Origin of the sequence: Streptomyces sp. WMMC500, from assembly GCF_027497195.1 — a bacterium.
Lineage (GTDB): Bacteria > Actinomycetota > Actinomycetes > Streptomycetales > Streptomycetaceae > Streptomyces.
Window position 1 is genome coordinate 7,257,757 of sequence record NZ_CP114905.1, and the last position, 14,337, is coordinate 7,272,093.

Annotated in this window: 8 protein-coding genes; 6 read left to right on the forward strand and 2 right to left on the reverse strand. The window is 74.6% G+C overall.

Annotated elements, in window-relative coordinates:
- Window positions 1–32 precede the first annotated feature (32 nt).
- A complete protein-coding gene (locus O7599_RS31305) occupies window positions 33–869 on the reverse strand; it encodes a hypothetical protein (protein ID WP_281618973.1) in 837 nt (278 codons plus the stop codon).
- A gap of 113 nt (window positions 870–982) precedes the next feature.
- On the opposite strand from O7599_RS31305, the gene pepN reads away from it, so the two are divergent.
- From pepN to pyk, 5 genes are all read left to right on the forward strand, one after another.
- A complete protein-coding gene (pepN, locus tag O7599_RS31310; RefSeq protein WP_281618974.1) occupies window positions 983–3,541 on the forward strand; it encodes an aminopeptidase N in 2,559 nt (852 codons plus the stop codon).
- 203 nt (window positions 3,542–3,744) lie between these two features.
- The gene (locus O7599_RS31315) at window positions 3,745–5,202 is read left to right on the forward strand and encodes an aminotransferase class V-fold PLP-dependent enzyme (protein WP_281618975.1); all 1,458 of its coding nucleotides are present in this window, start codon (window positions 3,745–3,747) and stop codon (window positions 5,200–5,202) included.
- Entirely contained in the window at window positions 5,192–6,610 is a 1,419-nt protein-coding gene (locus tag O7599_RS31320) for a SidA/IucD/PvdA family monooxygenase (protein ID WP_281618976.1), read from the forward strand. Before O7599_RS31315 ends, O7599_RS31320 begins: the two co-directional genes overlap by 11 nt.
- The gene (locus O7599_RS31325) at window positions 6,607–7,314 is read left to right on the forward strand and encodes an SIMPL domain-containing protein (protein WP_281618977.1); all 708 of its coding nucleotides are present in this window, start codon (window positions 6,607–6,609) and stop codon (window positions 7,312–7,314) included. Before O7599_RS31320 ends, O7599_RS31325 begins: the two co-directional genes overlap by 4 nt.
- A 134-nt stretch (window positions 7,315–7,448) precedes the next feature.
- Window positions 7,449–8,882, forward strand: coding sequence for a pyruvate kinase (pyk, locus tag O7599_RS31330; protein ID WP_281618978.1), 1,434 nt, complete (start codon window positions 7,449–7,451; stop codon window positions 8,880–8,882).
- A 288-nt stretch (window positions 8,883–9,170) separates the two neighbouring features.
- Here the strand turns inward: pyk and polA are convergent, their stop codons facing one another.
- Window positions 9,171–11,846, reverse strand: a complete 2,676-nt coding sequence (gene polA / locus O7599_RS31335) for a DNA polymerase I (RefSeq protein WP_281623592.1) — start codon at window positions 11,844–11,846, stop codon at window positions 9,171–9,173.
- A 154-nt stretch (window positions 11,847–12,000) separates the two neighbouring features.
- Between polA and O7599_RS31340 the strand changes: the two genes are divergently transcribed.
- A complete protein-coding gene (locus tag O7599_RS31340) occupies window positions 12,001–14,331 on the forward strand; it encodes an FdhF/YdeP family oxidoreductase (protein ID WP_281618979.1) in 2,331 nt (776 codons plus the stop codon).
- The last annotated feature ends 6 nt before the right edge of the window (window positions 14,332–14,337 follow it).

The window sequence follows — 14,337 nt, forward strand, 5'->3', positions numbered from 1 at the left end:
CCGCCGTACCGCGCGCCGCGTCCAGCGTCCCCCTAGCCTGTGCCCGCCCCCGTGTCGTACGCCGCGAAGGCCCGCTCCGGCAGCAGCCAGCCCTCCTCGCGGAAGATCCGCGTCCCCGCCTCCCGCGCCGCCGCGTCGGCTCCCGCGCGGGCGACCCAGTCGCGGGGCGTCGGGCCCAGGAGGTCGTGCAGCCGCGGCGAGGCGGCGAGGAGGCGGGCCAGGAGGGCGGGCTGGTCCGGGGTGTGGGGGAGCGGGCGGCCGCCGGCGGGGGACAGGGACAGGACGCCGCGGGCGTTGTAGTAGACGTACGCGAACGGCAGCCGCTCGCCGCCGGGCAGCCGCACCGGGAACCGGGCCGCCGGCAGCAACGCGCGCCCGTAGTTCGGCAGCTCCGTGCCGTCCACGGCGCGCAGTTGGCCGTCGTCCAGCCACGTGACCCACAGCCGCGCCTCGGCGGCCTCGTCGGCGTACGGTGCCGCCGCGACGTACCCCGGGCGGCTGATGTGCGCCGAGACGCCGACGCCGAGCCCGCCGACGGCCGCGGGCGTGACCGGCACGACGGCGGGCAGCCCCAGGCGCGTCAGCTTGTGGCGCACCTGCCCCGGCGCCGCGTTGGACCCCAGCGCCAGCACCGCGAACCGTTCCGCGGCCGGCGCCTGCCCCAGCGCCGCCAGCGCCTCGTCCAGCTCCGTTTCCGCACGGCCCTGCGCCACCCGCCACCGCCCCAGCCCGCCCGGCGCGGGCCGCAGGGGCAGCAGCCGGTCGCCGGCGAGCAGCGTGGGACCGGGCACCGGCGGCCCCGGATACGTCAGCGGCTCCAGCAGGGGTACGGTCGCGAGGCCCAGCGCCTCCAGCGTTCTGTCCGGCACGCCGGGCAGCGTAGCGGCGCCGGCCGCGCCGCCCCGGCCCCCGTGCGCGAGTCCGCGGCCCGATGCCGCCCGGGTGTCGTCGTACCCGCAGGTGGTGAGGCAGCATAAGCCGCATGCCCGCACTCACCCGCGCCGAGGCGCAGCTCCGCGCCGACCTGCTGGACGTCCGCCACTACGCCGTCGACCTCGACCTGACGCGCGGTGCGGAGGTCTTCGGCTCCAGCACCGTGATCACCTTCGCCGCCCGCGCGGCGGAGGAGACGTTCGTCGAGATCAGGCCCGCTGAGCTGGTACGGGTCACGCTCGACGGCCGGGACCTGGACACCGGCGCGCTCGACGACAACCGCCTCGCGCTGCACCCCGGCGAGGGCGAGCACGAACTGCGCGTCGAGGCCGTCATGCGCTACTCGCGCACGGGCGAGGGCATGCACCGCTTCACGGACCCCGCCGACGGCGAGACGTACGTCTACAGCCAGCTCTTCCTGGACGACGTGCAGCGCGTCTTCGCCGCGTTCGACCAGCCCGACCTCAAGGCCGTCTTCGACGTCTCCGTCACCGCGCCCGCCGGCTGGACCGTGCTCGGCAACGGCATCGCCCACCAGGAAGCGGACCGCGGACCGGACGCCGATCCCGCAGCCGGCGTCCGCTGGCGGCTGACCACCACGCCGCCGCTGGCCACCTACTTCGTCGCCGTCGCCGCAGGACCCTGGCACTCGGTCCACACCGAGCACGCCGGGCTGCCCTTCGGCCTGCACTGCCGCCGCTCGCTCGCCGGCCACCTCGACGCCGACGCCGACGAGCTGTTCGACATCACCCGGCGCTGCTTCGACCGCTACCACGAGCGGTTCGCCGAGCCGTACCCCTTCGACTCCTACGACCAGGCGTTCGTCCCGGAGTTCAACGCCAACGCCATGGAGAACCCGGGCCTGGTCACCTTCCGCGACGAGTTCGTCTACCGCTCCGCCGTCACCGACACCGAGCGCCAGACCCGGGCCATGGTCATCGCGCACGAGATGGCGCACATGTGGTTCGGCGACCTGGTCACGCTGCGCTGGTGGGACGACATCTGGCTGAACGAGTCGTTCGCCGAGTACATGGGCTACCAGATCCTCACCGAGGCCACCCGCTTCACCGGCACCTGGACCGACTTCGCCATCGCCCGCAAGAGCTGGGGCTACGACGCCGACCAGCGGCCCTCCACGCACCCCGTCGCCCCGCCCCGCGTCGCGGACAGCGCCTCCGCGCTGCAGAACTTCGACGGCATCTCGTACGCGAAGGGCGCGAGCGTCCTGCGCCAACTCGTCGCCTGGATGGGCGAGAAGGACTTCTTCGCCGGCCTCGACGACTACTTCTCCCGGCACCGCTTCGGCAACGCCACCCTCGCCGACTTCATCGAGTCCCTGGCCCGCGCCTCCGGCCGCGACGTGCCGGAGTGGGCCGACGCGTGGCTGCGTACCACCGGCGTCGACACCTTCCGGCCGGAGACCTGGGAGGGCGAGGACGACGTGTGGGTGCTGGAGGTCGAGCACACGGGGCGCCGCCCGCACCGGCTGGACGTCGGCCTCTACGACGAGGCCCCGGACGAGCCGGGCCGGCTGGTGCTGCGCGAGAAGGTGGCGCAGGAGTTCGCCGCGGACCTGGGGCTGAAGTCCGCGTCCGCGGAGGGCCGGGCGCCCGACCTCGTCCTCGTCAACGACGGCGACCTCACGTACGCCAAGATCCGGCTCGACGAGCGCTCCTGGGAGACCGCCGTCCGCTGCCTGTCCGGTATCCCCGACCCGCTCAGCCGGGCCGTGCTGTGGAACGCCGCCCGCGACATGGTCCGCGACGCCGAACTCCCGCCCGCCGACTACCTCCGGGCCGCCGCCGCCCACCTGCCGGCGGAGGACGACCTCGCCGTCGTCCAGGGCGTGCTGGCCTTCGCCCGCGGGCCGGTCGCCAACGGCTACGTACCCGACGAGGACCGCCCGGCGGCCCGCGCGACCGTCGCGGGGATCTGCCGCGAACTGCTGCGCCGCACCGACGGCAACGCCGACCCCGGGCTGCGGCTCGCGGCCGTACGCGCCCTCGTCGACTGCGCCGACGAGCCCGACGAGGTCCGCGACTGGCTCGCCGCCGGCACCGTCCCCGGCGGCCCCGTGCTCGACCCCGACCTGCGCTGGCGCTGCCTCACCCGGCTCGCCGTCCTCGGCGCCGCGACCCCGGAGCGGATCGAGGCGGAGGTCGCCCGCGACCCCGGCGCCTCCGCGCAGGAGGGGGCCGCGCGGTGCCTGGCCGCGCTCCCGGGGGCCGGGGCGAAGGCGGCGGCCTGGGAGAGGATGTACGGGGACGGGGACGCGGCAGCCGGCGGGGAGCCCTCCAACTACCTGTTCACCGCCACCGCCGCCGGCTTCTGGCAGTCGGAGCACCGCGAGGTGCTGGCCCCGTACGTGCCGCGCTGGTTCGCCGAGACGCCCGCGCTCGCCGCGCGCCGCGGCCCCGCCATCGCGCAGGCGGCGGGGCGCTGGGGGTTCCCGCGGGGGTTCGTGGACGCGGAGACGCTGCGCCTCGGGGAGGAGTGCCTGGCGCGCGACGAGCTGGTGCCGGCGCTGCGCAGGCGGCTCGCCGACCAGCTCGACGACCTGGGCCGGACGCTGCGGGTACGCCAGGCGGCGGGCGCCGGGGGCGCGTAGCGGAGCCGGACGGGCGCGACGGGACGAACGTCGCGCCCCGGTCCCGTAGCAGATCACGGAACGCGCCCCTCCGCGTCGTCGCGCGTTCCCACGTACGGGCGAACTCCCGGGCAGAACGGCACGTTTCGGAGAAATGGCGGAAGTAGCTTAGGGCCGCCTCACCTCACACCGGTCCGCCGGGACCGGCGCCCCCAGGAGCCTGCATGCCCGCTGCCGCCGAAGCCGCCCTCGCGGGCGGCCCCGCCGGCCCCCGCGCCCTCCGCCCGTACCTCGACACCGTCCTCGCCGCCCTCGGCGACGGCGCCGCTCGCCGCCGGGGGCCGCTGCCAGCCGGCGGCCCGGCGGCCGTCGCCGGGCGGGTGCGCGCGGCCGTCCGCCCCGTGCTGCCCGACACCGGCGTCGGCGCGGAGGCGGCCCTCGCGGGCCTCGTCCGCCTCCTCGCCGAGGGCGCCGCCGACCCGGCGGACCCGCACTGCGCCGCCCACCTGCACGCCCCGCCGCTCGCCGTCGCCGCCGCCGCGGACCTCGCGGCCGGCGCGCTCAACCCCTCGCTGGACTCCTGGGACCAGGCCCCGGCCGCCGCCGAACTGGAGGCCGAGGTGGCCGCCGCCGTCGCCGCCGAGGTCCACCCCGGCGCCGCCCGGCCCGACGCGCTGGTCACGACGGGCGGCACGGAGGCCAACCAGCTCGCGCTGCTGCTGGCCCGCGAACTCCTCGGCCCCGGCGTGCAGGTGGTCGCCGGCGCCAACGCCCACCACAGCGTCCACCGCGCCGCGTGGCTGCTGGGCATGCGCGCCCCGCACACCGTCCCCACCCCCCGCGGCGTCCTCGACCCCGCCGCCGTACGGGACGCGCTCGCGTGCGTCCGGGGTCCCGGCGGCGCGCCGGGCCCGGCGCTGGTCGTCGCCACCGCCGGCACCACCGACGGCGGCGCCGTGGACCCGCTGCCGGCGCTCGCCGACGCCGCCGCGGCACACGGCGCCCGGCTGCACGTGGACGCCGCCTACGGCGGGCTGCTGCTGCTCGCCCCGGGCCGCGCCCACCTCGTCGCCGGGCTCGACCGGGCCCACACCGTCGCCCTCGACCTGCACAAGCTGGGCTGGCAGCCGATCGCCGCCGGCTTCCTGGCCGTACGCGACGGCGCCGACCTGGCCCCCCTCGCGTACACCGCCGACTACCTCAGCGCCGACGACGACACCGACGCCGGGCTGCCCGCTCTGCTGCACCGCTCGCTGCGCACCACGCGCCGCGCCGACGTGCTCAAGATCGCCGTCACGCTGCGCGCGCTCGGCCGCGCCGGGGTCGCGGAGCTGGTGGAGGGCACGTTCGCCGCGGCGGCGCGGCTCGCGGAGCTGGTCGCGGACGACCCCGAGCTGGAGCTGTACGCGCCGCCGACGCTGACCACGGTCCTCTTCCGGCCCGTGGGAGCCGACGACGCCGCGGTCGCCGCGCTGCGGCGGCGGCTGCTCACCGACGGGCACGCGGTGCTCGGCCGCGCGGAGGCGGGCGGGCGGCGCTGGCTGAAGGCGACCCTGCTCAACCCCCATGTCCACGCCGGCGACCTGCGCAACCTGCTCAAGCTCGTCACCGAGGCCCACCGGGCACCGGCCCCCGCGGCCCGGCGGGACCCCGAGAACGGATCCGCCCCCGATGCCCGCTGAGCACACCGGCGGCCGGCGCCCCCTCGACCTCGCCGGGATCGGCATCGGCCCGTCCAACCTCTCGCTGGCCGCCCTCGCCGCCCGCGTCCCCGGCCTGACCACCGCGTTCTACGAGCGCTGTGCCGAGTTCCGCTGGCACCCGGGGCTCCTCATCGAGGGCACCACCCTGCAAGTGCCCTTCCTCGCCGACCTCGTCACGCTCGCCGACCCCACCAGCCCGTACAGCTTCCTCAACTACCTGCGGGTGCGCGAGCGGCTCTACCCCTTCTACTTCGCCGAGCGCTTCCACGCCCACCGCGCCGAGTACGACGCGTACTGCCGCTGGGTCGGCGGGCAGCTTCCCGGCCTGCACTTCGACCACCAGGTCGACGACGTCCGCTGGAACGCGGAACGCGGCCTCTTCGAGGCCGACTTCGCCCGCCTCGACGCCTCCGGCGAGGCTGCGGCGCTGGGCCGCGCGCACGCCCGGCACCTCGTCGTCGGGGTGGGCACCGAGCCGTACGTGCCGGAGGCGCTGCGCCCGCTCGCGGCCTCGCCCACGGCCGACGTCGTGCACGCCGCCGACTACCTGACCCACCGCGCCCGCCTCGTGGCCGCCGGGCACGTCACCGTCGTCGGCGCCGGGCAGTCCGGCGCGGAGGTCTTCCTCGACCTGCTGCGGGCCCGGACCGCGGGCGCGGAGGGGCTGCACTGGCTGGCCCGCACGCCCGCGTTCGCGCCGATGGAGTACAGCAAGCTGGGCCTGGAGCAGTTCACGCCCGACTACGCGCGCTACTTCCACGGGCTGCCCGAGGCCGTACGCGACGAACTGCTGCCCCGGCAGTGGCAGTTGTACAAGGGCATCGACGCCCAGACCATCGCCGCCGTCCACGAGGAGCTGTACCGCCGCACCCTCGGCGGCGGCTGGCCCGACGCCGTCCTCACCCCCGGCGTCACCGTACGCACGGCGGGGCGCCTCGGCGGGGACCGCATCGAACTGCACCTGGAGCACTCCGCGCAGGGCGCCCGCGAGACGCTGCACACCGACGCGGTCGTGCTCGCCACCGGCTACCGCGAGCGCCCGCTCGACGGCCTCCTCGCGCCGCTGGAGCCGCTGCTGCGCCGCGACGCCGCGGGCCGCCCGCAGGTCGACGAGCGGCACCGGCTCGTCCTCGACCCGGAGGTCACGGGCCGGATCTACGTCCAGAACGCCGAGCGGCACACGCACGGCGTCGGCGCGCCCGACCTGGGCCTGGCCGCCCACCGCAGCGCCGTCATCCTCAACGACGTGACCGGCGCGGAGCCGTATCCGCTGCCGCACCGCACCGCGTTCACCACCTTCGGGCTCCGGCAGTCCCGGCGCGAACGCCCCGCCGAGCCGGCGCACGGGACCCCGCGCGCGCCGGACCCTGGCACAGTGAAGGCATGACGAACCCGCCCCCCGCTTCTCCGCCCACCCCCTACGGCACCCCCGACGAGCCGCGCCTGGCCGTCCGCGGCGAGGCCCGGCTCGAAGTCGACCCCGAGATCGCCCGGATCGCCGTCACCGTCGCCGTCCGGGGCACCGACAGGCGCGCCGCGCTGGACGACCTCACCCAGCGCAACGCCGAGGCGCGCGAGCTGATCAGGTCGTACGGCGACGCGGTCGAGAAGCTGGAGACCGGAGCGCTGCTCGTCACCCCCGAACTCGGCCGGCACGGCCGCGGCGAGCGCGTGCGCCGCTACCACGGCCGGGTCCGGCTGACCGCGACGTTCAGCGACTTCACCGCGCTCGGCGAGCTGAGCACCCGGGCCGCGGACCTCGACCTGGCGAGCGTCGAGGGGCCGTGGTGGGCGCTGCGCCCGGACTCGCCGGTGCACCGCGAGGCGCGGCGGCAGGCGGTACGGGAGGCGGTGACGCGCGCCCGCGAGTACGCCGAGGCGCTGGGCGCGGAGCTGACGGCGGTCGTGGAGGTCGCCGACGAGGGGACGGAGCACCCGGACGCGTGGATGGCACGGGAGGCGTCCCGCGGCTACGGCGGCATCGCCGCGGCCGGCGCGGAAGCGGCCCCCGCGCTCGACCTCGAACCTCAGCGACAGACTGTCTACGCACGAGTGAACGCAAGGTTCCTCATGACCCGTCCGCAACTCTGAAAGCGCTCATCAGAGCAGCGGGCCGCACGTTTTATTAGTTGTCAGCTCGCGCTCAATAGACCTTCGCTCAAATGTCGTTGGGGAATGACCGATACCCGGTTCCCTACCTGCCGGTAAGTCATAGAGTCGAAAGCATGCGCCGAGCGAAGATTGTCTGCACCCTGGGTCCCGCGACCGACACATACGACCAGATCAAGGGCTTGGTCGAGGCGGGAATGGACGTCGCCAGGTTCAATCTCAGCCATGGCACTTACGCTGAGCACGAAGAGCGCTACGCACGGGTGCGGAAGGCCGCGGACGAAACGGGGCGCAGCGTCGGCGTGCTCGCCGACCTTCAGGGCCCGAAGATCCGTCTGGGCACCTTCCGGGAAGGTCCTGTATTTCTCGAACGGGGCGATGAATTCACCATCAGCGTCGAGCCCGTCGAAGGCGACCGCCAGTGCTGCGGCACGACGTACCCCGGGCTGGCCGCCGACGTCGCGCGGGGCGAGCGGATCCTCGTCGACGACGGCCGCGTCACCCTGGAGGTGACCGCCGTGGACGGGCCCCGGGTCCGCACCATCGTCATCGAGGGCGGCATGGTCTCCGACAACAAGGGCCTCAACCTGCCCGGCGTCGCCGTCTCCGTCCCCGCGCTCTCCGACAAGGACCGCGACGACCTGCGCTGGGCGCTGCGCACGGGCGCGGACGTCATCGCGCTGTCCTTCGTACGCTCCGGGCAGGACGTCCGCGACGTCCACCGGATCATGGACGAGGAGGGCCGGCGGGTCCCGGTGATCGCCAAGGTGGAGAAGCCGCAGGCGGTCGAGAACCTGGACGGCATCGTCGACGCCTTCGACGGGCTCATGGTGGCCCGCGGCGACCTCGGCGTGGAAATGCCGCTGGAGCAGGTGCCGATGGTGCAGAAGCGGGCGGTGAAGCTCGCCAAGCGGAACGCCAAGCCGGTCATCGTCGCCACGCAGATGCTCGAATCGATGATCGAGGCGTCCCGGCCGACGCGCGCGGAGGCGTCCGACGTCGCCAACGCGGTGATGGACGGCACGGACGCGGTGATGCTGTCCGGCGAGACGAGCGTCGGCAAGTACCCGATCCAGACGGTGCGGACGATGGGCCGGATCGTCGCGGCGGCCGAGGAGGAGATGCTCGCCAAGGGCCTGCCGCCGCTGACCGAGCGCAGCAAGCCGCGCACGCAGGGCGGCGCGGTGGCGCGCGCGGCGGCGGAGATCGGCGACTTCCTCGGAGCGCGCTATCTGGTGGCGTTCACGCAGTCCGGCGACACCGTGCGGCGGCTGTCGCGCTACCGCTCGCCGATCCCGGTGCTGGCCTTCACCCCGGACCCGGCGACGCGCAGCCAGCTCAACCTGACGTGGGGCGTGGAGACGTTCCTCGGCCCGATGGTGCAGACGACCGACGAGATGGTGGCGCAGGTCGACGAGCAGTTGCTGAAGATCGGCCGCTGCCGCGAGGGCGACGTGGTCGTGATCACCGCCGGCAGCCCGCCCGGCATCCCGGGCTCGACCAACCTCGTCCGCGTCCACCACATCGGCGAGGACGACCCCGCAAGCTGACGGGACGGGGTCCGGTCGCCCGCGTCGGAGACGGCCGGGCGGAACGAGAATCGCGCCGGCGCCGGCTCGCGCTCCTGCACCACGCCGCGTCCGCCCGCCGCAGGCGGCGCGGTACGCGCCGCGGCAGGCACGTGCCTGCTCGCGCCCCGGCACCGGCGAGCGCTCGTTCCCACCCGGCTGAGCGGCACCCGCGCGCCTCCGTGCCTTCGGCGGAGCGACAGTCCTGCGGCTCCCACGCAACCGACCGCCGCGGACTGCGGTTTCCTGCCCGCGCCGGGGGAGAGGCGCTCAGTGGGCGGCCGACTCCCAGTCCGCCCCCACGCCCACCGCCACGTCCAGCGGCGCCCGCAGGGCCACCGCGCCGGCCATCTCGCGCCGCACCAGCTCCTCCACGCTCTCGCGCTCGCCCGGCGCCACCTCCAGCACGACTTCGTCGTGCACCTGCAGCAGCAGCCGCGTCTGCAGCGACGCCGCCGTCAGCGCCCGGTCCACCCGCAGCATCGCGAGCTTCACGATGTCCGCCGCCGTGCCCTGGATCGGCGCGTTGAGCGCCATCCGCTCGGCCATCTCGCGCCGCTGGCGGTTGTCGCTGTTCAGGTCGGGGAGATACCGGCGGCGGCCGAACATCGTCTCCGTGTAGCCCGTCGCCCGGGCCTCGTCCACCACGCGGCGCAGATAGTCCCGTACGCCGCCGAAGCGCTCGAAGTAGTTCTCCATCAGCTTGCGGGCCTCGGCCGCCTCGATGCCGAGCTGCTGCGAGAGGCCGAACGCGGACAGCCCATAGGCCAGCCCGTACGACATCGCCTTGATCTTCCGCCGCATCTCGGCCTCGACCTCGGTGCGGGGGACTGCGAACACCTGCGAGGCGACGGTGTCGTGCAGGTCCTCGCCGGAGGCGAACGCCTCGATCAGGCCCTCGTCCTCCGACAGATGGGCCATCACACGCAGCTCGATCTGGCTGTAGTCGGCGGTCAGGAGCGACTCGTACCCCGCGCCGACGACGAAGCCGCGCCGGATCGCCCGGCCCTCGTCCGTGCGGATGGGCACGTTCTGCAGGTTCGGGTCCGTGGAGGAGAGCCGGCCGGTGGCGGCGACGGTCTGGCTGAACGTGGTGTGGATCCGGCCGTCCGCCGCGATGGTCTTGATCAGGCCCTCGACGGTGGAGCGCAGCCGGGCCTGCTCGCGGTGGCGCAGCATGATGACCGGCAGCTCGTGGTCGGTCTGGGTGGCCAGCCAGGCCAGCGCGTCGGCGTCCGTGGTGTAGCCCGTCTTGGTCTTCTTGGTCTTCGGCAGGCCCAGTTCGCCGAAGAAGACCTCCTGCAACTGCTTGGGCGAGCCGAGGTTGAACTCGTGCCCCACCGCGTCGTGCGCCTCCCGGACGGCCTGCTGCACGGCGCCGGCGAACTGCTCCTCCATGGCCTCCAGATGGGCCCGGTCGACGGCGACGCCGGCCCGCTCCATCCCGGCCAGCACCGCGGAGACCGGCAGCTCCATGTCGCGCAGCAGCTCCGCCGCGCCGACCTGCGCCAGCTTCTCCGACAGCGCCTCGCCGAGGTCCAGGACCGTACGGGCCGTGCGCATCAGCGCGTCCCGCTCGGCCGCCTCCTGGTCGCCCTCCTCGCCGTCGAGGCCCAGCTCGAGCTGCCCGTCGGCGGCCGGGGGCTCCAACTCGCGGCCCAGGTAGGCGATCGACAGCGCGTCGAGCGCGAAGGTGCGCCGGCCGGGGGTGACCAGATAGGCGGCCAGGGCGGTGTCCATCGCCACGCCCTCGACCGTCCAGCCGTGCTCGGCGAAGACGCGCATGGCGCTCTTGGCGTCGTGGACCGTCTTGGGGCTGGCGGCGTCCGCGAGCCAGCCCGCGAACGCTCCCTCGTCCGCCGCGTCCAGCCGGGCCGGGTCGAACCACGCGGCCGGCCCCCCGGCGGTGGCCAGCGCGACTTCGGTGACGCTGCCGACGCCGAGCTGCCAGGTGCCGACGGTGGCCACGCCGAGCGGGCCCGAGCCGTGCTCGGCGAGCCACGGCGCCAGCTCGCCGGTCTCCAGCACCCGGCCGTCCACCTGCACGCCCGGCTCGGGCTCGGCCTCCGCCTCGGCGGCGCCCGGGTCGGCGTTGAACAGCCGCTCGCGGAAGTTCGGGTTGCGGAACTCCAGCGCGTCCATGACGACCTGGAGCGACGTCCGGTCGTACGGCCTGCGCTCCAGAGCCTCGGGCCGGGCCGGCAGCTCGACGGTGCGGTCCAGCTCGGTGAGCCGGCGGTTGAGCTTCACCGCGTCCAGATGGTCGCGCAGGTTCTGCCCGGCCTTGCCCTTGACCTCCTCGGCCCGCTCGGCCAGCTCAGCGAACGACCCGAACTGCCTGATCCACTTGGCCGCGGTCTTCTCGCCGACGCCCGGGATGCCCGGCAGGTTGTCGGAGGGGTCGCCGCGCAGGGCGGCGAAGTCCGGGTACTGCGCGGGCGTCAGGCCGTACCGCTCCTCGACCTTCTCCGGGGTGAAGCGGGTCAGCTCGGAGACGCCCTTGGTGGGATACAGCACCGTCACGTGGTCGGAGACGAGCTGGAAGGAATCCCGGTCGCCGGTGACGATCAGCACCTCGAACCCCGCCGCCTCGGCCTGCGTGGCCAGCGTGGCGATCACGTCGTCCGCCTCGAAGCCCTCGACGGCGAAGCGCGGCACGTTCATCGCGTCGAGCAGCTCGCCGATCAGCTCGACCTGGCCCCGGAAGTCGTCGGGCGTCGACGACCTGTTCGCCTTGTACTCCGCGAACTCCGCGCTGCGCCAGGTCTTGCGCGAGACGTCGAAGGCGACGGCCAGGTGCGTCGGCGCCTCGTCACGCAACGTGTTCGACAGCATCGACGTGAAGCCGTAGATCGCATTGGTGACCTGCCCGCTGGTGGTGGAGAAGTTCTCCGCGGGCAGCGCGAAGAACGCCCGGTATGCCAGGGAATGTCCGTCCAGCAGCATCAGGCGGGGGCTGCCGGGGCTGCGGGGGTCAGGGGGTTTCGATGCGTTCTCAGCCACGGATCCGATCCTGCCATGCCGCACCGACAACGGAGCCGTGACGGTGCGGCATGGCAGGATCGGTCCCGTACGCCCGACACGAGAAAGGGTGACCGCCATGGCCGGCAAACCGCCCGTCGGCGACCCCGTGCAGGACGCCCCCGAGGTCACCGGTCCCCAGCAGTCGGCCGTCGGCGCCGCCGCCGTCGCGCACGCGCTGCGCAGCGGACAGGAACAGATGGGCGTACGGCGCACGGCCCGCACCCTGCTGCGCGTCAACCAGCGGGACGGCTTCGACTGCCCCGGCTGCGCCTGGCCGGAGCCGGACCGGCCGCACACCTTCGAGTTCTGCGAGAACGGCGCCAAGGCCGTCGCCGAGGAGGCGACGCTGCGCCGCGTCACCCCCGGCTTCTTCGCCGCGCACCCCGTCGCCGACCTCGCCGGCCGCAGCGGCTACTGGCTGGGCCAGCAGGGCCGCCTCACCCACCCCGTGTACCTCGCCGAGGGTGCCGAGACCTACGAGCAGGTCTCCTGGGAGCGGGCGTTCGCGATCATCGCCGAGGAACTGACCGCCCTCGACTCGCCCGACGAGGCGGTCTTCTACACCTCCGGGCGCACGAGCAACGAGGCCGCGTTCCTCTACCAGCTCTTCGCCCGCGAGTTCGGCACCAACAACCTGCCGGACTGCTCGAACCTGTGCCACGAGTCGTCCGGCTCCGCGCTCACCGAGACCCTCGGCGTCGGCAAGGGCAGCGTCCTGCTCGACGACCTGCACCGGGCCGACCTGATCATCGTCGCCGGGCAGAACCCGGGCACCAACCACCCGCGCATGCTCACGGCACTGGAGCGCGCCAAGGACGACGGCGCCCGCATCATCACCGTCAACCCGCTGCCCGAGCCCGGCATGGTCCGGTTCAAGAACCCCCAGACGGTACGCGGCCTCGCGCGCGGCGGCACCGCGCTGACCGACCTGTTCCTCCAGGTCCGCGTCGGCGGCGACCAGGCGCTCTTCCGCGCCCTGGCCCGCCGCGTCCTCGCCGCGCACGACTCCGGCGCGAAGGCCGTCGACGAGGAGTTCGTCGCGGAGCACACCCACGGCTACGAGGAGTACGCGGCCGCCGCCCGGGCCTACGCCGACGCGGACGCCGAGCGCGCCACCGGCCTGACCGCCGCCGACCTCGACCGCGCCGCCGACCTGGTGCTCGCCGCCGACCGGATCGTCGTCTGCTGGGCCATGGGCCTCACCCAGCACAAGCACGCGGTGCCCACCATCAAGGAGATCGTCAGCCTCCTGCTCCTCGGCGGGCACATCGGCCGCCCCGGCGCCGGCGTCTGCCCCGTGCGCGGCCACAGCAACGTCCAGGGCGACCGCACCATGGGCATCTTCGAACGGCCCGCACCCGCCTTCCTGGACGCCCTGGAGAAGGAGTTCGGGTTCGCCCCGCCCCGCCGCCACGGCTACGACGTCGTACGCGCCATCCGCGCGCTGCGCGACGGCGACGCCAAGGTCTTCTTCGCCCTCGGCGGCAACTTCGTCTCCGCCTCGCCCGACACCGAGGTCACCGAGGCCGCGATGCGCCGCGCCCGGCTGACCGTGCACGTCTCGACCAAGCTCAACCGCAGCCACGTCGTCACCGGCGCCCGCGCCCTCATCCTGCCCACCCTGGGCCGCACCGAGCGCGACCGGCAGCCGGGGCCCGACGGCCGCGGCCACGAGCAGTTCGTGACCGTCGAGGACTCCATGGGCGTCGTGCACGCCTCCCGCGGCCGGCTCGCGCCCGCGAGCGACGCGCTGCTGTCCGAGGTCGCGATCGTGTGCCGGCTCGCCCGCGCGGTGCTGGGGGCGGACAGCGCCACACCCTGGGAGGAGTTCGGCGGGGACTACGCACGCATCCGCGACCGCATCGCGCGCGTGGTGCCCGGCTTCGACGACTTCGACGCCCGCGTCCGCCGCCCCGGCGGCTTCACCCTCCCGCACGCCCCGCGCGACGAGCGCCGCTTCCCCACGAGCACCGGCAAGGCCAACTTCACCGCCGGCCCCGTGACGTACCCGCAGGTGCCCGAGGGGCGGCTGCTGCTGCAGACGCTGCGCAGCCACGACCAGTACAACACCACGATCTACGGCCTGGACGACCGCTACCGGGGCGTGCGCGGCGGCCGGCGTGTCGTCCTCGTCCACCCCGACGACGCCGCCGCCCTCGGACTCGCCGACGGGGCGTACGCGGACATCGTCGGCGAGTGGCACGACGGCGTCGAGCGGCGCGCGGACGGCTTCCGCGTCGTGCACTACCCGACGGCCCGCGGCTGCGCGGCCGCGTACTACCCGGAGACCAACGTGCTGGTGCCGCTGGACTCCACCGCGGACACGAGCAACACCCCCACGAGCAAGTCCCTGGTGGTCAGGCTGGAGAAGGCCGCGTCTACGGTGGAGCCCGACACGACGGCGTAAAGGACG